The organism is Asanoa hainanensis, from assembly GCF_900188485.1.
Classification (GTDB): Bacteria; Actinomycetota; Actinomycetes; order Mycobacteriales; family Micromonosporaceae; genus Asanoa; species Asanoa hainanensis.
Genome location: NZ_FZPH01000009.1, coordinates 188,553 through 206,527 on the forward strand (window position 1 = coordinate 188,553; position 17,975 = coordinate 206,527).

Here is a 17,975-nt window from a genome sequence, read left to right on the forward strand (position 1 = left end):
TTGATCTGGGTCTTCCGCCCTCCGGGGCCGCGCCTACACTCGGCATTGTGGATGATCGACTAACCCAGGCGCGGGAGCTCTACCACGCGGCGGTGTTCGGTGGCGCCGACTCTGGCCTGGACCTCGCCGACCGGGCCCTCGACAGCGTGGAGGCCGACACGGCCCTGGCCCGGGGCCGGATCCGGCACGCCCGCTACCTGTCCGCGCGGGCCGCGGGGGAGGAGCCGGCCGAGGACCCGACGGAGCTGGCCCTGTTCGAACGCGCGCTGGCCCTCTACGAAGACCTCGGCGACCCCCGCGGCACGGCCGAGGCCCAGTTCCTGGTGGGCCTGTACCACCAGGTCTTGCGGGGCGACATGGACAACACGGAGCCGATGTTCGTCCGCGCCCGCGACCTGGCTCTCGAGGCGGGCGACGACCTGACCCGCTCGTACGCGTTGCGGCACCTGGCCTTCGCCGCCCAGCACGCCGGCCGCGCCGACGACGCCCGCGCCAACCTCGCGGAGTCGACCCGGCTGCGGCGCGACCTGGGCTTCACGGCGGGCGTCGCGGCGAACCTGGTCGCCGAGGCCTACCTGGCCGACGATCCTGGCGCTGCCACCGCGCTGCTGGACGAATCCGCCACCCTGGCCATGGAGTCCGGCGCCCACGCGGTAGCCGGCTGGGTCAGCGAGGCGCGGCTATCTCTCGGCTAGCGGTCCTGGACGCGGTCGCCGATCGGGTTCTTGGCTGCGTCCGGGTCGGTGTGGACGGACCGGACGGCGCCGGCAAGACCGTGTTCGCCGACGGCCTGGCCGCCGTGCTCCGGTCGAGGGGGCGGTCGGTCGTCCGGATCTCGCTCGACGACTTCCACAACGTGCGCGCGGTGCGCTACCGCCGGGGCCGGTCGTCGCCGGAGGGTTTCTGGCGGGACTCGTACAACTACGCGCGGTTCCGCGCCGACGTCCTGGAGCCGTTCGGTCCGAACGGGTCGCGCCGCTACCGCCACGCGGCCCACGACCTGGCCACCGACGCTCTCCTTATCCCCGCGCCGCGGCTGGCCCCGCCCGACGCGGTGCTCGTCGTCGACGGCCTGTTCCTGCACCGCGACGAACTGGCGTCCGCGTGGGACTTGTCGGTCTTTCTCGACGTCCCGTTCACGGAGACCGCCGCACGGATGGCACTGCGCGACGGCACTCATCCCGACCCCGACCACCCCGACCTGCGCCGCTATGTGGGGGCGCAACGCATCTACTTCGCCGCGTGCGCCCCACTGTCACGCGCCAGTGTCGTGATCGACAACAGCGACTTCGACCGCCCCCGGATCGTGCGGGGCTAGGCCAGGGCCTCGGCCAGCTTGCGTAGGTAGGCGTCGACCTGGCCGCGGTCGTAGCCGCGGAACGAGACCGGCAGTCGTGCCTCGGCGATCGCGCGCAGGGCCGCCGCCCGCCGGAAGGGGTCGTCGTCGCCGAGGCCCGCCTCGACGGTCGCGAACAGCGCCTCCGTGTCGGCGATCCGGTAGCCACGCAGCACGATCGTCGGCCGCAGCGACGGGTCGTCCGGCACCAGCGGCAGCAGCGTGCGGCAGGAGGCCAGCCAGGCGTCGACCTGAGCCCGGTCGTAACCGCGCAGCGCAACCGTCATCGGCTCCGCCTCGGCGATCAGGGCCGCGATCCGGTCAGGGTCGCCGGCCGCGGCTTGCACGGCTTTCACGAGAGTGTCCACGGTGTACCGGTCGTAACCCCGCAAGCTGACGTCGAAGTCGGTCACGCCAGACATTGTCGTACCTGCTCGCTAGTCTGCCCCTCGTGAGTTTCGACCTGTACTTCTGGCCGTCCGGGGCGCCCAGGCGCCCCAGGCGGCTGGCGGCCCGTCTCGCCAACGAGAACACATGCGGCCTGGCGGTGACCGACCGGGTCCTGGCGTTCCGCGCCGACCTACTACGCCGCTTTCCGGACCTCACCGACCGAATCACTCCCTGGCACGACGACCTGGGGCGCGACCCTGGGGACGCACCGATCTCGCCGACCGGTTCGTCGGTCTGCGGCTTCCTGCCGGCTATGCGGCCGTCAGCGCCCTGCCGATCCTGGCCGGTGGCTATCAACTCGACTGCTACGACCCCCAGAGAAGGACCGCTGGTTCGACTACCCCTTGGCCGGCACGCCACCGCTAACGGTCTTCCTGGCCTGGTCAGACGGCGCCTCGGTGGTCATGGTCCGAGTCGAGGGCACGATGGACCTGGTGCTCTCAACCCGGATCGAGACGGCGTTGGATCTGCTCTGAGCGGCGAGTGTCCACCGTGCATCGGTCGCGCCCCCGCAAGCTGACGTCGCAATCGGCCACGCCAGACTTTGTCGTCCCCCATCGCTAGTCTGCCGCCGTGAGCTTCGACCTGTACTTCTGGCCTGCCGGTGCGACGAAGCGACCGCAACAGCTCGCGGATCGGCTCGCCGAGGAGAACACCCGCGGTCTGGTGCCTGACGCGCGCGTCCTGGCCTTCCGCGCCGAGTTGCTGCGCCGCTGGCCGGAGCTCGACGGCCGGATCGAGCCGGAGCACGAGGAGGCGCGCTACGTCGTGCTGACTCTGGCCTTCGGCTGGCCGGCCATCAGCGCCCTCCCGGTGCTGGCGCGGGCCCACCAGCTCGACTGCTACGACCCACAGGTGGGGCGACTAGCCGTCGCCCCGGCGGCGGTCGGCCTCGAGGGTGCCTCGACGCTGGAAGGCCGGGTTCTCGCGCACCACCTCGTGCGGGCGCTGCGGCAGATCAGCGCCTACATCGGCTATCGCTACGACGACCTCGACGAGGAAGCGCTAACGGGCGCACTCGACGACACCGACGACGAAGCCGGCCCCTGGTTCGACTACCCGTTGGCCGGCACGCCCGCTCTGACGATCTTCCTGGCCCGGTCACAGGGCGGTTCGGCCGTGTCGATCCGAGTCGAGGGCCTGATGAACCTGGTCCTGTCGGCCCGGATCGACACCGTGCTGGACGTGTACTGAGCGGCGCTGGTCAGGTGGCCTGGTCGGCATGGTCCGGGTCGGAGACCTGGTGTTGTCGAGCAGCATCGAGACCGTGCTGGACCTGGCGTGTGGCCACGATCCGAGTCGAGGCGGCCTGGCGCTCTCGACCCGGATCGAGGCCGTGCTGGACGTGCACTGAGTGCGGGCCGTCAGGCGGTCCAGTCCGCGCGGCGGCCCAGGTAGGCGAGGAGGGTGGTGACGTCGTCCTCGGTCGCGGAGGTCGTGATCGCCGGGGCGTAGGCGAAGGCGCGCAGCGGTTCCACGATCTCGACCGCGACCTTCATCAGCGACCGTGCGAGCTCCGGGGTCAGCGGCGACGGCTGGCCCGTGGCGACCGCGATGTCCCACGCGTGCACCGCCGCGTCGAGGGCGGCCGCGCCCGCTCCGACCCAGGCCGGCAGCGGGCCGAGGGGGAGCGGGGTCGGTGCGGTCTCGGCGCTCTTGTCGACCGTCGCCCACGCGGCGGCCGCCGCGTCGAGGTGCGGGTTCAGGTAGGCGATCGGGTCCTGGGCGAGGACGCCGGTCGGTGCGAACGGGTTCTCGGTCGGCCAGCCGTCCCCGACGATCGCCGCCGCGAAGCCGAGTTGGTCGCCGGCCGCGTGCTGCAGCACCTGGGTGGCGTTCCAGTCCGTGCACGGGGTGGGCCGGTTCCAGCCGCCGGCGGCGACACCGGCGACCGTCGCGCGCAGCACGCGGTGGGCCTCGTCCAGCACATCCCAGCCGCTGACGGTGACGTTCTCGCTCATGCCCAGCTCCATCCGAAGAAGGGAACGGATTGGACCGTTCCGCTAAGACCCAGCTTAGCGGAACGGATCCTTCCGTTCAACCCCTAGAGCGCCGGCTTCGCGTGCTCCAGCCAGAGGGAGGCGAGCAGGTCGTGGCCGCGGTCGCTCGGGTGCACGCCGTCGGGCGCCATCTCCGCGGGGGTCCCCGCCGCTGCTAGCGCGCCGTCGGCCGGCACCAGGATCGTTCCGTACTCCGTAGAAAGCGCCCGGACCACCGCCAGCTTCGGGTCCAGGTCTTCGCGCCAGGTGACCTGCTCCTCGTTGATCGGCAGCAGGAACGGCTCGATCAACACGACCGGGACGCCGGCCAGCGAGTCCAGCAACGCCCGGTAGTTCGACTCGAACGCCTCCACCGTCGTCACCGTGCCGCTGTCGTAACGGCGCCACGTGTCGTTGACGCCCACCAGGATGCTGACGAGGGCCGGCTGTTCCGCCAGCACGTCGGTCGTCCAGCGGTCGCGTAGGTCCCGCGAGCTGTTGCCGCTGATCCCACGGTTGACTACGCGGGCGGCGTCGCCCAGGGTCGTGGCGATCCGGCGGACGTAGCCGTCGCCGAGGCCGGCCGGGTCGTCGCGGCGTTCGCAGTCGGTGATGCTGTCGCCGGCGAGAACGATGGTGGTCATGAAATCCTCTCGATGTCGATCAGCATGGCCTGTTGGGGGTTGAGCGTGGGCAGGGGCAGGCCGGCCACGGTCAGCACCGCGCCGGACACCTCGATCCGGCCGGCGGCCACCCACTCCGGGTCGGCCGCCTGGTGCCGCGAAGCCGCCCCGAGCTCCTCGCGGACGGTGACCCGGTAGCGCGCCCCGGCGCACAGCCCGGGGAACCGGACCCGGCCGGACTGGCCGGCCGCCGACGTCGCGAACCGCAACCACGTGAACAGCGCCCGCGAGCCGTCCTGCGCGATCGTGCCGTAGAGCGCGGTCGCGTCGTCGGCCAGGTCGGCGTTGACCACCCGGCCGGTGTGCAGCAGCGGCCGGAACTCGCGGTACAACGCGGACCAGGCCGCGACCGTCGCCAGCGTCGCGGGGTCGGCGGCGGTGAGGTCCTGCTCGATGCCGGCGTGCGCGGTGAGCGAGGCGGCGAGCCGGAACGACAGGTCCGTGGTCCGCGAGGTCGTGTGGGCCCGCGCCGCGCCGAGGTGCGATCCGACGAGCTCCGGCGGTACGAGCACCCGGGTCCAGCGCTCGATCTGGGCCCGCTCGACAGGGTCGTTGCAGTCCGAGGCCCAGACCCGGTCGGTGCGGTCGAGAATCCCCAGGTCCACCCGACCGCCGCCGCCGGAGCAGGTCTCGATCTCCAGGCCCGGATGCCGCGACCGCAGCTCGTCGAGCAGCCGGTAGAGCGCCAGCGTCTGCCGCCGCACCCCGGGCCGCTCCCCGCTGACCGCCTCGAGCAGATCCCGGTTGTGGTCCCACTTCAGATAATCGATCGAGTACGCCGACACGAGCTCGTCGAGCCGCGCCAGCAGGTAGGCGTACGCGTCGGGGCGGGCGATGTCGAGCACGTACTGGCGGCGCGCGGTCGGTCCGAGGCCCTCTCGCGGTCCGAGGATCCAGTCGGGGTGCGAACGGGCCAGGTCGGAGTCGAGGTTGACCATCTCCGGCTCGAACCAGAGCCCGAACTGCATGCCGTGCGCGCGTACGACCTTGACGAACGGCTCGAGCCCGTCGGGCCAGACGTCGCCGTCGACGAACCAGTCGCCGAGGCCGGCGTCGGCCTCCCGGCGGCCCCGGAACCAGCCGTCGTCCAGCACGATCCGCTCGACGCCCACGGAGGCGGCCCGCTCGACCAGGTCGGTGAGCCGGTCGAGGTCGTGGTCGAAGTACACGGCCTCCCACGTGTTGAGCACGAGCGGACGGGGCGAGCCGGGGTGCCGCGGCCGCGCCCGCAGCCGGCGGTGCAGCCGGTCGGCGACCCCGTCCGTGCCCGCGTCCGACCAGACGAACAGCACCGTCGGCGCGTCGTAGCGCTCGCCCTCGGCCAGGATCACCTCGCCCGAGCGCAGCGACTCGCCGGCGCCGATGACGGCGGAGAAGGTGCCCGCGCCCTCCGGCAGCCGCTCGGCCAGGTACCGCTGCTCGCCACTCCAGGCCAGGTGCGCGGCCCAGACCTCGCCGTGCCCGAACCCGAACGCGGCCGTTCCGGCCATCAGCAGGTACGGGGAGTCGTGGCCGGGCTTGCCGCGCCGGGTCGACCGCAGGTGCGTGCCGTAGCCGAACGGCGCCCGCTGCGGAGCCCGTTCCCTGCACCACTTCCCGGTGAAGTCGAGCAGCTCGACGGCCCGCTCGGGCACGGGCAGGAGTGTGACCAGACCATCCAATGTGTACGAGCCCGGAGCGTCACGCTCGACGCTCATCGAGACGGCCAGCACGCCGAATCGGTCCAGCTCATAGTTGACGGTCGACCGCAGCCCCGACACGCGATCGTTGAACTGGAAGGAGATCCTCCCTCCCACGCCGTCCGCCGGCACGTCCATCCAATGTGAATCGAGCGACGGCCGCGGCGTCGTGCCGTACCCGTCGGCGTTGCCCGCCTGTGCGGGCGTGCCCGACCACCCGTCGCGCTCGCTCGGCCACACCGACAGCACCCGCGGCACGTCGGGCGAGTTGTTGAGCACCGCGGGCCCGGCGGTGCGGCGAAGGTCGTCCCCGGGGGCGTCGAGGTCGGCACCCCAGTGCAGCACCCGGGGCACCGGATGGCACACCTCGACGACGAAGGCGGTACCTCCGGCTCGCAGGGCGAGGACGGGTTCGGTGCCGGACAGCATGTGTAACAGCCTCCGTGGACGTTACGACGAGGTTACTTGACGGCGTTAATTAACCATGCTTAGTCTGTCGCCGCAAGCGCCGGGGCGCAGGCCACAACGTGCGGGAGCAGGCAGACCAATGGCGGTCCTGGAAACAACCGCCCGCGATCAGCGGGCAGCGGGAGAGGCGACGCGGCGGCGGAAGAACGCCCGCCGCACGACCAACCCGTACTCGCCCGCACACCGCGGCGACGCGAAGCTGGCGTGGGTGCTCATCGCCCCGGCCCTGGTTGGGTTCGCCGTTTTCGCGGCCTACCCGACCCTGCGGGGGATCTATCTCAGCTTCACCGATTTCGCGGTGCTCTCGCCGCCGGAGTGGATCGGCCTCGACAACTACCGGCAGCTGCTGCACGACGAGGTCTTCTGGTCGTCGCTCGGCGTCACCGTCTACTTCGTACTGTTGTCGGTGACCCTCAGCCTCATCGTATCGGTGGTCACCGCCGCCGTGCTGCACCGGCTCACGTCCTCGACGGTCGTCCGGGGCCTGATCATCCTGCCGTTCCTCATCTCCGCGGTCGTGGCCGGCACGGTGTGGTGGTGGATGCTCGACAGCCAGCTCGGCATCGTCAACATCGTCATCAAGGCGTTCGGCGGTGACGGCATCCAGTTCCTGACCTCGCGGGACTGGGCGATCCCGTCGGTCGCGCTGATCAACGTGTGGAAGCAGATGGGCTACACGTCGATCATCATCTTCGCCGGCCTGCAGACGATCCCGCCGACCATCTACGAGGCCGGCCGGGTCGACGGAGCCAGCGAGCTGCGGATGTTCCGCACGCTCACCCTGCCGCTGCTGCGCCCGATCCTCGCGCTGGTCGTCGTGCTGAACGTGATCGGCGCGTTCCAGGTGTTCGACATCATCTCGGTGACCACCAAGGGCGGCCCGGCCAACGCCTCCAACGTGTTGCAGATGTACATCTACAGCAAGGCGTTCGGGCAGTTCGACTTCGGGTACGCGGCGGCGATGTCGCTGGCCCTCTTCGTGATCCTCATTGCCATCACCTTCCTGCAGATGCGGCTGCTGCGGGCGAGCGAATCGGACACCAACTGATGACGGCCACCGCCACCCGCCGGCGCCGGTTCAGCGTCGGTAAGGGCTTCGCCTGGGCGTACCTGATCGGTGTGCTCGTCGTGACGATCTTCCCGTTCTACTGGATCCTGCGCACCGCGCTGTCCGACAACTACGCGCTGAGCGCGCACCCGGCCTCGCCGCTGCCCGTCGGCTTCACCTGGGGCCCGTTCAAGCGCGTGCTCGGCCTCGCCACGACCCAGGAGTCGATCGCCGAGGGCGGCTCGGGCGCGTCGATCGAGATCGGCCACTTCCTGGTGAACTCGGTCGTCTACGCCAGCGTCTCGACCGCGCTGATCGTGTTCTTCTCGACCCTGGCCGCGTACGCGTTCTCCCGGTTGCACTGGCGCGGCCGCGACTTCATGTTCAGCCTGTTCCTGACCGCCCTCATGGTGCCGGGCATCCTCACGCTGCTGCCGAACTTCGTACTCGTGAAGGAACTGGGTCTGCTCAACACGTTCGCCGGCATGATCCTGCCGGGCGCGCTGTTCTCGGCCTTCAACATCTTCTTCCTGCGCCAGTTCATGCTCGGCCTCTCGACGGAGACAGAGGAGGCGGCGCTGCTCGACGGCGCCGGCCGGCTGCGGGTGCTGTTCGGCATCACGCTGCCCATGTCGAGCGGCCCGATCATCACGCTGTCGATCCTGGGCTTCATCGGGATGTGGAACGACTACTTCTGGCCGCTGCTGGTCACCAGCGACGATTCCGTGCAGCCGCTGACGCTCGCGCTGGCCGTCTTCAAGCAGTCCTCGCCGCAGTCGCAACCCGACTGGGCCGGCCTGATGGCAGCGACGCTGGTCGCGGCCCTGCCGATGCTCGCGCTGTTCATGGTGTTCGGCCGGCGCATCGTCAACTCCATCGGCTTCTCGGGGATCAAATGAGCCTCCGACTCTCCTGGGACGCGCCGGCGCGCGAGTGGGTCGAGGCCGTCCCGCTGGGCAACGGCCGGATCGGGGCCATGGCGTACGGCGGGGGCGCGTCCGCTCTGATCCAGGTCAACGACGCGACCGTGTGGTCGGGTCACCCGGCTGGGCCCGCTCTTGCGCTCGATGCCCTGGTCGCCGGCGGGGCCGGCCCTGCCCGGCTCGCCTCGGTCAGGTCGGCCATCGATGCTGGAGACCTGCGCCGCGCCGAGTCGTTGCTGATGAGCTTCGAAGGGCCGTACTCCCAGGAGTTCCTGCCGTTCGTCGATCTGACGCTGCGCACCCGCGGGGTCTCCGGCGGTCCGGCTCGGGTGCTCGACCTGGACGAGGCGCACCTGACCGAGCTTCTTGACGTCGACGGGGTCGCCGTCGTCCGGCGGACCTTCGTCTCCGCGCCGGCTGGCTGCCTGGTCGTCTCGTACGCGGCTGACGCGCCCGTCCTCGACGTGGATCTGGGCCTGTCGACTGTGCTGCGGGACCTCGGGCGGTCCGGCGACGCGGCGTCGTTGACCCTCGACGTGCTCGCGCCCGTCGACGGCGCACCGCTGCACGAACCCGACGTGCCGGCCCACCGGTACGAGACGGACGGCTTCGACCATTTCGCCGCCGCGACGCTCGCGGTGGACAGCGACGGAACCCAGGGTCGGGACGGCGACTCCCTGTGGATCCGTGGGGCGAGCCGGCTGCTGATCGCCCTGTCGACGTCGAGCCGGGCCGCACTGTGGTGGGGCGACCCGGACGGCGCCGACTGGCGGACCTCCTCGCGCGAGGAGATCCGGGAGCGCGCACGCTCGACCGCACGCGCCGCCCGGCGGCGTCCGGCGGCCGAGCTGCTCGCCGAGCACGTGGCCGATGTGCGTGACCACGTCTCGGGAGCGCGCTTCGCGATCGGCGGCCGGCGCGCCGGCACCTGGGACGTGGCGCGCGACGTGCTGCGGGGCCCCGACGAGGGCCTGCGGGCGACGATCATCGCGGAGTACGGCCGCTACCTGCTGGGCGCCTCGTCGCGGTCCGGGAACCCGGCGGCGAACCTGCAGGGCATCTGGAACGCGTCGCTACGGCCGCCGTGGTCCTCCAACTACACGATCAACATCAACACGCAGATGAACTACTGGCCGGCGCCGGTGGTGGGTCTTTCCGACTCGGCCGAACCACTGGCGGCGCTGGTCGGCCAGCTCGCCGCGACCGGCACCGAGGTGGCGGCTCGCCTCTATGGCGCACGCGGCTGGGTGGCCCACCACAACAGCGACCTGTGGGGCTGGAGCCTGCCGGTCGGCCTGGGCCACGGCGCGCCAAGCTGGGCAATCTGGATGATGGGCGGCGTCTGGCTGACCCACAACCTGTGGGACCACTACGAGTTCACCGGCGACCGCGCGCTCCTGGCCGACACGGTCTGGCCGCTGATGCGGGGTGCGGCAGAGTTCTGCCTGGACTGGCTCGTCGCCGATCCGGCGACCGGCGGCCTGCGGACGATCCCGTCGACGTCGCCGGAGAACCTCTACGTCGGCCCTTCGGGCGCCCCGGAAGCCCTGAGCGTGTCGACGACGATGGACCTGGCCCTGATCCGTTCCCTCTTCGAACGTTCGCGCCGAGCGATCGCGACCCTGGCTTCGACGGCCGATCCGCTCGACGGCGGTTCAGCCGCCGCGGGCGGCCTGCGGCCTGGCGAGCGAGATCTGCTGAATCTGGCGGTTGCCGGCGCGGGCGACCGCCAACGGGTCGCCGCCGACCGACTGAGTGCCGAGCCTGCCGGCGACGGCGACTCGCGGCCACATCTGGTTGATCCGCCGGACGGCGCGACTGCCGGCGCGAACGACCGGCAACCGGTCGCCGCCGACCGACTGGGTGCCGAGCCTGCCGGCGACGGCGGCTGGCGGCCACATGTGGCCGATCCGCTCGACGGTGGTTCAGCCGCCGCGGGCGGCCTGCGGCCTGGCGAGGGCGATCCGCTGAATGTGGCGGTTGCCGGCGCGAGCGACCGGCAACCGGTCGCCGCCGACCGACTGGGTGCCGAGCTCGCCGGCGACGGCGACTGGCGGCCAGCCGTGGCCGAGCCGCTCGATGCCGAGCTTGCGGCCGCGCTCGCGCGGCTGCCGGGGCTGTCGGTCGGCCCGGACGGCCGGTTGCGCGAGTGGTCAGCGGACCTGGTGGACCAGGACCCGCACCACCGGCACCTGTCGCCGCTGGTCGCCCTCTACCCGCTCGATCTCGTCGACGCCGACGCGACGCCCGATCTGGCCAAGGCGGCCCGGGCCTTCCTCGACGGCCGCGGCCCGGGAGCGATGGGCTGGTCGTGGGCCTGGAAGATCGCGCTGCGGGCCCGGCTCGGCGACGCGGCCGAGGCCCGGGAACTGCTGCTCGAGGCGTTGACGCCCTACGACCGCGACCACAGTGAGCACAACCCCGTCGACGGATCCGAATGGGGTGGGCTCCTGCCGAACCTGTTCAGCACGCACCCACCGGTGCAGTTGGACGGCAACTACGGGTTCACGGCGGCCATCGCCGAGATGCTCGTGCAGAGCCACCGCGGCCGCGTCCGGTTGTTGCCGGCGCTGCCCGCGCAGTGGCCTGACGGCCACGTCACCGGGCTGCGGGTCCGGGGCGGGCTTTCGGTCGACCTGCGCTGGGCAGGCGGCGCGGTCGAGCGCGCGGTGTTCCGCGGCCCGCCGCAACACATCGTCGTCGTGCACGGCGACGACCTCTTCGAGCTCGACGTGCCGTCCCACGGCGAGGTCACCCTCCACATCTGACAACGCGACCACCTGCCGGCCATCGGACGCGCACCTCAGCGTCCGATGTGGATGAAGCACGCCCCTTTGACCCACCACGCCCCCGGAAAACCAACAGTGAGGAATCGATGAAAGCGAAGCGAATCGCGACCGCGCTCGCGCTTGCCCTGGCCGCCACGACCGCGCTCGCCGCGTGCGGCAGCGACAAGGACAGCGCCGACTCCGCCGGTGGCAAGACCGTCAACTGGTGGACCTGGGACGAGCGCCAGGCGGCCTCGTACAAGAAGTGCCTTCCGGGCTTCGAGGCGGCCAACCCGGGCATCACCGTGAAGATCTCGCAGTACGCCGTCGACGACTACTTCACCAAGCTGACCGCCGGCTTCGTCTCCGGCGCGGCGCCGGACGCCTTCCAGAACAGCGTGCCGCTGCTGGGCGCGTACGCCGGTCAGAAGCAGATCATGGCTCTCGACGACCAGATCAAGAAGACGAACTACGACCTGTCGGTGTTCGACATCGGCGTCGAGTCGTGGAAGTACACCGACGGCAAGCAGTACGGCATCCCGCTCGACTGGGCCGGCGCCGCGATCTACTTCAACGAGGACAAGGCGAAGGACGCCGGCGTCACCGCCGACGACATCGCCAACATGACGTGGAACCCGGACGACGGCGGCACGTTCGACAAGATCGTCACCAAGCTGACGGTCGACAAGAACGGCAAGCACGGCGACCAGCCCGGCTTCGACAAGAGCAAGATCGCCACGTACGGCATCGCCTCCCTGGCCTCCGGCGACTTCAACGGGCAGACCTCGTGGAACCCGTTCGTCTCCACGACCGGCTGGCGGCTCGGTGACAAGCCGGCCTGGCCGACCAAGTTCCCGTACGACGACCCGAACTTCGTCAAGACCCTGGAGTACATCAAGGGCCTCGGCGACCGTGGCCTGATGCCCAAGTTCGGGCAGCTGACCGTCGCCGGCAGCCAGCAGATCGGTTCCGGCCAGGTAGCGATGGCCCAGGGCGGCACCTGGGACGCCACCTCGATGACGAAGATCCCCGGCGTCAAGGTCGGTGTCGCGCCGACGGTCAAGGGTCCGCAGGGTCGCTCGATGATCAGCAACTCGAACGCCAACAACATCTACGCGGGTACGAAGAACCTCGACTCGACGTGGAAGTGGGTCACCTACATGGGCTCGGAGGCGTGCCAGTCGACCGCCGGCGCGGACGCCACGTTCCTCCCGTCGATCGCGAAGTCGCTCCAGGTCGCGGTCGACGCGCAGAAGAAGGACGGTCTCGACCTGACCGGCTTCGTGAACGCGCTCAACAACGGCGAGCTGTACCCGGCCCCGCCGACCGCCAACGGCCAGCAGCTCGTCGACACGATCCAGCCGCTGTTCGAGGCGTACTTCAGCGGTGAGAAGGACAAGTCCGTCTTCCCGGAGATGGCCGCGAAGACGCAGGAGATCCTCGCGAAGCAGTAGCACCCGGTGCCCGGGGCGGGAGCTGTCCCGCCCCGGCACGCCGGCTGCCGTATCGTCCATCTGCGACCCAGCGCCGGCTCTTTGAGCAAAGGACTCCAGCGATGCATCAACCAGGCGCCGCCGTCGCGCTCCTCAAGGGAGCGTCCGCGGCAGCGGCCGACGTCTTCCGGGCGATCCTGACCCGGGGACCGATCAGCCGGATCGACGTCGCGCGGCTCCTCGGCCTCTCGCAGGCGGCGGTCACCAAGGCGGTCGGCCCGCTGCTCGAGGTGGGCCTCGTCTCCGACGAGCTGGAGGTGCCCCGCGACGGCCAGCCGGGCCGCCCGGCCAACCCGCTGATGGTCGTCGCCGACGCCCTGCTCTCGATCGGCATCAAGGTCAACGCCGACGAGATCGTGGGGGTGGTGACGGACCTGCGCACGACGGTCCTGGCCGCCAACCGCCGCGCCCTCAAGTCGACCACCCCGCAGGCGACCATAGACGCCATCGCGGCGACGGTGGACGACCTGATCGACGCCCTCGGCGACCGGGCCGACCGCCTCTGCACGGTAGGCGTCAGCGTCTCGGGCGACGTCGACGCCCACAGCGGCGTCGTCCGCGAGTCGGCCATCATGGGCTGGACGGCCGTGCCGCTGGGCACCCTGCTGTCCGCGCGCCTCGAACGCGACGTGCTGATCGAGAACGACGTCCGAGCCCTGACGATCGGCGAACACTGGTTCGGGGTGGGTGTCGGCACGGACCTGTTCGCGATCGTCACGATCGGCCGAGGCATCGGCAGCGGCCTGCATGTCAACGGCGAGGTAGTCGAAGGCGCGTACGGCGTAGCTGGCGAAATCGGTCACCTCCCTCTCACGTCACCGGACCGGATCTGCCCCTGCGGCCGCCGAGGCTGCGTGGAGGCGGTCGCCGGCACACCCGCGATCGTCGCCGAGGTGTCCCGCGCCCACGGCCGGGACCTGTCGATCGGCGAGATCGTCGAACTGGCCCACGAAGGCGACCCGGCCGCGGTCCAGACCTTCGAACACGCGGCCACCACCATCGGCACGGCGATCGCGACGCTGGTCAACCTCACCGGCCCCGAGCTGGTCATCATCGGCGGCGAAGCGGTCAGCAACTTCGACCTCTTCGAGCGCCACCTGCGGGCGTCGTTCGCGTCGCACGCCTTCGGCGCGGCCGGCCGCTGCCAGATCGTCACCCGCCCCCATACCTTCGAGGACTGGGCCAGGGGGGCCTCCGCCGCCGCCATCCGCCAGCTCGCCGAAAACCGGTTCTGACCCGCATGCCGTTCCCGACGACGGGCGCATCGCCGCTGCCCGCTCGCGGGACGGCCTCGCCGTCGGAGCATAAGAACCAGTTCAATACTCGGGTTCGCGGTGGTGCGGGCCGTTCCTCCCGCGAGGGATCGCTCCGCTTCGCTGCGCTTGCCAACTCCGTCGTTGGTCACCCCGCCCGAGCGGCCCGGTTCGGTGGCGGACTATGTGGGTCACGTTGTCGCTCATGACGGTTGGTACCGGCGGCGGCGCCGAAGGTTCACCGAACTGAGAGATCGACTTCGTGGCGCCGGCCTAGGCCTGGAGCAGCGGTCCGCGCCCGACGCACCCGACGGTCCCACCGCTTTGCCGCGACGTCGATCGACACGGCCCGCGTGGGCTACAACTACCTCGCCAACCTGAGGTTCTAGCAGGGGACGGCCGCGGGCCGGAGATCTCCGCGCGCAGCTCGGCCCGCAACCGCGCGGTAAGACGATCGTGCGTCCTCGTCGCCGATCACGACGAGGGAATGCGGGTCGGAGACGGGCACGCCCGAGCTACAGACGCCCTGGTTCTCGTCGGCTATCACCAGGACGGTGCTCGGCCAGCCAGCGAACCGTCGGTGCGGTCCTCGGGGCGGTCGATCACCACTCGATGGGGAGAGCCCACTCGGTCCGCTTAGGTTGGCGCCGCCTCCTCGGGCGCCCCCGCGGTGATCAGGTCGCTGATCACCGCGGGCCCGCAATCAATCAGAGCGCCGGTGGGCGGCAGCGGACCAGTTCGACGTCACCGTCCACGGTGACCCGCCCAGCGTCGTGCGGCACCAGCACGGTCATGCCGGCCCGCAGCGGCAGCGAATCGTCGCTGCCCCAGGCGATCCGGCCGGTTCCGGAGAGGACGACGGCGATGGAGAAATCCTCGTCCCACGTGGACGGTCCATTGTGGTGGTCGGCACGGAAGAATGCGTCCGCGTACACCGGGAAGATGTGTTGGTCGTCGAGCCGGCCACAGAGTTCCTTGAGCGTCTCGGTTGGGACCGCCTGGCGGCGGACGCAGGGGAGTGCGGCGTCGAAGCCGATGCCGAGGTGGCCGTCGCGAGGGCCGTCCACGGCGAACCCGTCGTACTCCAGCAGCAGCGACAGGTCGGCCGCCTGCTGCAGTTCGAGCAGGAGGATGCCGGCGCCGATGGCGTGGGCGTAGCCGGCCGGCACGAAGATCGTGTCGCCGGCGCGCACCTCGATGCCGTGCAGCGCGTCGAGCATCGCGGCCCGGTCCTGGCGTGCCACCCAGTCGGCCAGCGTCTCCGGCGGCACCTCGTCGCGGAAGCCGAGGTGCACCCGTGCGCCGGGCTCGGCGTCCAGAATGATCCAGGACTCGGTCTTGCCGTTGCGGCAACCCAGGTGCGACTGCGCGAACGCGTCGTCCGGGTGGGCGTGCACCGGCAGCCGCTCACCGGCGTCGAGCAGCTTGACCAGCAGCGCCGGGTCGGCACCGAACCGCTCGACGTGCGCGGCACCGAGCCACCGCACCGGGTCGTCGGCGATCGCGGCCCGCAGGGTGCGTCCGTCGTCCAACACGGTCAGGCCGAGCGAATCGAAGCCCGCGACCGTGGTCGTCGACCCCACCCAGTCCTCGGGTACGTGGTCGCCGCTGGGAGCGCTGCCACGAAAGGAGGCGATCCGGTCGCCACCGAGGTAGAACCGATCGGCCGGCTGGTTGGCGGGTAGCGCGATGACGGTCATTGGGTTGCTCCTCCGGGGGTACGGGGGCTGGCGGTGATCATTGGCGCGGATGCTCGGGCGCGTCAAGCCCTCCGCGAACCAGGTCGGGGGTCGGAGTGATGGCTTCGAGTCGGGGACGGGTCGCGTGTGGGATCGCTCGGGGCCGCGAGTCCGTCGAGCACCGCGCGGACCTGGTCGGCAGTCGGGGCCGCGGCGTTGACCGCGAGGTGCCGTGCCGCGGGCGGGCCGAGGTCGACTCGGTCCAGGAACGCGGCGAGGTCGGCGAGCTTTTCGCGGTCACGGTCGGCGGCGCGAGCCGACATGCGCGCGCGGACCAGTTCTGGCGTGACGCGCAGCCACACCAGCACGGGACCTCCGCCGGCGGCGGCGAGGCGGTCGGCCACCCGCTGCCAGGCGTCCGGGTCGCGGCGTTCCGCGGTGAACGGCGCCACGAGGACGACGGGGTTGCCGGCCGCGAGGTTGTCGATGGCGGCGGCGTAGAGCGTTTCGTACCGGGCGGATCGGGTGGCTTCGGCGAGGCGGGCGTTGTCGAGCTCGTCGGTGCCCAGCAGGTCCGCGATCACCGAGGTCAGGGGTCCGGTCAGGGCATCCTGGTCGAGCAGCGTCGCGCCGAGGCGGCGGGCCAGGGCGGCGCCGAGCACCGTCTTGCCGCTCGCCGGGGGTCCGGCTACGAGCAAAGTGGACAAACCCACCGTGCCGCACGCTCCTTTCGTCGCGACGCTACGTGACGAACAGGTCACGCTCGATATCGCAAAGGCGTTTCAGGAAACGATCCAGTCACGAAACCTGCGTGAAAACTCTTCGTCATCTTGACAGTCATGAAGCCGAGTGCACATAGTGCGAACACCGCTGTGACATCGATTACCTCGTCCGGTGACAACGATTACCTGGCGAGCCCGAAGAGGGGACCGATCAGTGCTGATCGCGACGCCCAATCTGTGTCTGGATAGGACACAGCTCGTCCCAGAGTTGGTGCTGGGCGGCGTGATGCGCGCCCGATCGGTGGAAGTCACGGCCGGCGGCAAGGGTGTCAACATCGCGCGGGTCGCCCGGGCACATCGCCAGAAAGCCACCGTTGTCGGCCTCGTGGCCGACCGCGACCGGGAACGCCTGCTGCGGCTGCTCGCCGAGGAAGGCGCCGACGTCGTCGACGTGCCGATGCCGGGCGACACCCGCAACGCGGTCATCATGATCGAGCAGCCCAGCGGCCGCACCACGATCGTCAACGAGCAGGGCTCGACGATCGACGCCGAGATCTGGGAGCGCTACCGCGGCGCGGTCGCGACCAACCTGCCGGCACACCGGACGTTGTCCTGTTCGGGCAGTCTGCCGCCGGGAGCGCCGGAGGACGGCTACGGCCAGCTCGTGGAGCTCGCGCACAAAGCCGGCGTGCTGGCCGTCGTCGACACGGCACCCGGAGCCCTGCGCGCCAGCCTGGCCAGCGCGCCCGATCTGGTCAAACCCAACCTCCAAGAGGCCGAGGCGGCCATCTCGGGCACCTCGGGCCTGGTGCTCACCGACGCCGACAGCGACGTCCGCGAACGCGCGATGGACGCCGCCGCGACGCTGTGCACGCTCGGCGCCCGCAACGCGGCGGTCACCGCCGGCGCCCACGGCGCCGCCTTGGCCGAAGGCGCGGGCGGCCCGGTCCGCTGGTTCCCCGCACTGAAGGTCCAGGTGGTCAGCGCGGTAGGCGCCGGCGACTCCTTCCTCGGCGGCGTCCTCCTCGAGCTCGAAGCCGGCGGCGATGCACCGGACTGGCCCGCCGCGATCCTGCGCGGCTCGGCAACGGCCAGCGCGTCGTGCGAACAGCTACGCGCGGGCGGCGTCGACCCGGACCGCGCGGCGGAGCTGCTGACGCAACTCCGCAACCAGCCCACCGAGCCCGCCGGGCGGCTGTCATGACGCCCACCCACTCGCGCCTGCGAGGCCCGGCGCCCAGGTCGCATCGCCCCGATGCGGCGAGGGGGAGACTTCGCGTCCTACCAAGCGGGTCCGGTCGCGGTTCGGAAGCGGGATTCGTGCCGGCGATATCTGCGCCCAGGTCGCGTCGAGGTGCGGCGTCGTGGGGGAGCCTTCGTGTCCTGTCGTGTGGGTCCGGTCGCGGTTCGGAAGGCGGCTTTGTGCCGGCGGTGTCTGCGCCCAGGGTGCGGCGCTCCGACGCGGCCCGGGGAAGCCTTCGCGGCCCGCAGAGC

The 17,975-nt window shown here is 71.0% G+C and carries 16 protein-coding genes; 10 read left to right on the top strand and 6 right to left on the bottom strand.

Features of this window, described 5'->3' with window-relative positions; translation table 11 throughout:
* The first annotated feature begins 47 nt into the window (after nucleotides 1-47).
* Together CHC05_RS22505 and CHC05_RS22510 are read left to right on the top strand one after the other, a co-directional pair.
* Complete coding sequence (locus CHC05_RS22505; RefSeq protein ID WP_089252015.1) at nucleotides 48-695, top strand: hypothetical protein; 648 nt, start codon at nucleotides 48-50, stop codon at nucleotides 693-695.
* 50 nt (nucleotides 696-745) lie between these two features.
* On the top strand, nucleotides 746-1,318 hold the full coding sequence (locus CHC05_RS22510; RefSeq protein WP_245871153.1) for a nucleoside/nucleotide kinase family protein: 573 nt from the start codon (nucleotides 746-748) through the stop codon (nucleotides 1,316-1,318).
* Here CHC05_RS22510 and CHC05_RS22515 read toward each other — a convergent pair.
* On the bottom strand, nucleotides 1,315-1,749 hold the full coding sequence (locus CHC05_RS22515) for a DivIVA domain-containing protein (RefSeq protein ID WP_179266316.1): 435 nt from the start codon (nucleotides 1,747-1,749) through the stop codon (nucleotides 1,315-1,317). The two genes, CHC05_RS22510 and CHC05_RS22515, sit on opposite strands and share 4 nt — an antisense overlap.
* 610 nt (nucleotides 1,750-2,359) lie before the next feature.
* Between CHC05_RS22515 and CHC05_RS22520 the strand changes: the two genes are divergently transcribed.
* Nucleotides 2,360-2,980, top strand: coding sequence for a hypothetical protein (locus CHC05_RS22520; RefSeq protein ID WP_089252021.1), 621 nt, complete (start codon nucleotides 2,360-2,362; stop codon nucleotides 2,978-2,980).
* A 28-nt stretch (nucleotides 2,981-3,008) separates the two neighbouring features.
* On the top strand, nucleotides 3,009-3,140 hold the full coding sequence (locus tag CHC05_RS43095; protein ID WP_281257707.1) for a hypothetical protein: 132 nt from the start codon (nucleotides 3,009-3,011) through the stop codon (nucleotides 3,138-3,140).
* A gap of 10 nt (nucleotides 3,141-3,150) precedes the next feature.
* Here the strand turns inward: CHC05_RS43095 and CHC05_RS22525 are convergent, their stop codons facing one another.
* From CHC05_RS22525 to CHC05_RS22535, 3 genes are all read right to left on the bottom strand, one after another.
* Nucleotides 3,151-3,747 carry a TIGR03086 family metal-binding protein gene (locus CHC05_RS22525; RefSeq protein ID WP_089252282.1) on the bottom strand — a complete coding sequence of 199 codons (597 nt, stop codon included), beginning with the start codon at nucleotides 3,745-3,747 and terminating at the stop codon, nucleotides 3,151-3,153.
* Between the two features lie 83 nt (nucleotides 3,748-3,830).
* Nucleotides 3,831-4,409 (bottom strand): SGNH/GDSL hydrolase family protein, encoded by a 579-nt coding sequence (locus CHC05_RS22530; RefSeq protein ID WP_089252023.1) that lies wholly within the window; start codon nucleotides 4,407-4,409, stop codon nucleotides 3,831-3,833.
* Nucleotides 4,406-6,556 carry an alpha-galactosidase gene (locus tag CHC05_RS22535; protein ID WP_089252025.1) on the bottom strand — a complete coding sequence of 717 codons (2,151 nt, stop codon included), beginning with the start codon at nucleotides 6,554-6,556 and terminating at the stop codon, nucleotides 4,406-4,408. Before CHC05_RS22535 ends, CHC05_RS22530 begins: the two co-directional genes overlap by 4 nt.
* A gap of 118 nt (nucleotides 6,557-6,674) precedes the next feature.
* Here CHC05_RS22535 and CHC05_RS22540 point away from each other — a divergent pair, with 118 nt between their 5' ends.
* The 5 genes from CHC05_RS22540 (at nucleotide 6,675) to CHC05_RS22565 (ending at nucleotide 14,062) form a co-directional block, all read left to right on the top strand.
* A complete protein-coding gene (locus tag CHC05_RS22540) occupies nucleotides 6,675-7,643 on the top strand; it encodes a carbohydrate ABC transporter permease (RefSeq protein WP_089252027.1) in 969 nt (322 codons plus the stop codon).
* Nucleotides 7,643-8,542 carry a carbohydrate ABC transporter permease gene (locus CHC05_RS22545; RefSeq protein ID WP_089252029.1) on the top strand — a complete coding sequence of 300 codons (900 nt, stop codon included), beginning with the start codon at nucleotides 7,643-7,645 and terminating at the stop codon, nucleotides 8,540-8,542. The genes CHC05_RS22540 and CHC05_RS22545 overlap by 1 nt, the downstream gene beginning before the upstream one ends.
* Nucleotides 8,539-11,334, top strand: a complete 2,796-nt coding sequence (locus CHC05_RS42115) for a glycosyl hydrolase family 95 catalytic domain-containing protein (RefSeq protein WP_218824633.1) — start codon at nucleotides 8,539-8,541, stop codon at nucleotides 11,332-11,334. The genes CHC05_RS22545 and CHC05_RS42115 overlap by 4 nt, the downstream gene beginning before the upstream one ends.
* Nucleotides 11,335-11,441: 107 nt before the next feature.
* Nucleotides 11,442-12,788 (top strand): ABC transporter substrate-binding protein, encoded by a 1,347-nt coding sequence (locus CHC05_RS22560; RefSeq protein ID WP_089252031.1) that lies wholly within the window; start codon nucleotides 11,442-11,444, stop codon nucleotides 12,786-12,788.
* Between the two features lie 101 nt (nucleotides 12,789-12,889).
* Nucleotides 12,890-14,062, top strand: a complete 1,173-nt coding sequence (locus CHC05_RS22565) for an ROK family transcriptional regulator (RefSeq protein ID WP_089252033.1) — start codon at nucleotides 12,890-12,892, stop codon at nucleotides 14,060-14,062.
* 725 nt (nucleotides 14,063-14,787) lie between these two features.
* On the opposite strand, the gene CHC05_RS22570 is transcribed toward CHC05_RS22565, so the two are convergent.
* Complete coding sequence (locus tag CHC05_RS22570; protein WP_089252035.1) at nucleotides 14,788-15,780, bottom strand: class I mannose-6-phosphate isomerase; 993 nt, start codon at nucleotides 15,778-15,780, stop codon at nucleotides 14,788-14,790.
* A 62-nt stretch (nucleotides 15,781-15,842) separates the two neighbouring features.
* Complete coding sequence (locus tag CHC05_RS22575; RefSeq protein WP_179266317.1) at nucleotides 15,843-16,472, bottom strand: P-loop nucleotide/nucleoside kinase family protein; 630 nt, start codon at nucleotides 16,470-16,472, stop codon at nucleotides 15,843-15,845.
* A 223-nt stretch (nucleotides 16,473-16,695) separates the two neighbouring features.
* Here CHC05_RS22575 and CHC05_RS22580 point away from each other — a divergent pair, with 223 nt between their 5' ends.
* Nucleotides 16,696-17,685 (top strand): 1-phosphofructokinase family hexose kinase, encoded by a 990-nt coding sequence (locus CHC05_RS22580; RefSeq protein WP_342745661.1) that lies wholly within the window; start codon nucleotides 16,696-16,698, stop codon nucleotides 17,683-17,685.
* Nucleotides 17,686-17,975 lie beyond the last annotated feature (290 nt).

Coding starts and splice junctions, on each gene's coding strand:
- CHC05_RS43095 (WP_281257707.1), top strand. CDS start 3,009: ATGGTCCGGGTCGGAGACCTGGTGTTGTCGAGCAGCATCGAGACCGTG.
- CHC05_RS22525 (WP_089252282.1), bottom strand. CDS start 3,747: ATGAGCGAGAACGTCACCGTCAGCGGCTGGGATGTGCTGGACGAGGCC.
- CHC05_RS22530 (WP_089252023.1), bottom strand. CDS start 4,409: ATGACCACCATCGTTCTCGCCGGCGACAGCATCACCGACTGCGAACGC.
- CHC05_RS22535 (WP_089252025.1), bottom strand. CDS start 6,556: ATGCTGTCCGGCACCGAACCCGTCCTCGCCCTGCGAGCCGGAGGTACC.
- CHC05_RS22540 (WP_089252027.1), top strand. CDS start 6,675: ATGGCGGTCCTGGAAACAACCGCCCGCGATCAGCGGGCAGCGGGAGAG.
- CHC05_RS22545 (WP_089252029.1), top strand. CDS start 7,643: ATGACGGCCACCGCCACCCGCCGGCGCCGGTTCAGCGTCGGTAAGGGC.
- CHC05_RS42115 (WP_218824633.1), top strand. CDS start 8,539: ATGAGCCTCCGACTCTCCTGGGACGCGCCGGCGCGCGAGTGGGTCGAG.
- CHC05_RS22560 (WP_089252031.1), top strand. CDS start 11,442: ATGAAAGCGAAGCGAATCGCGACCGCGCTCGCGCTTGCCCTGGCCGCC.
- CHC05_RS22565 (WP_089252033.1), top strand. CDS start 12,890: ATGCATCAACCAGGCGCCGCCGTCGCGCTCCTCAAGGGAGCGTCCGCG.
- CHC05_RS22570 (WP_089252035.1), bottom strand. CDS start 15,780: ATGACCGTCATCGCGCTACCCGCCAACCAGCCGGCCGATCGGTTCTAC.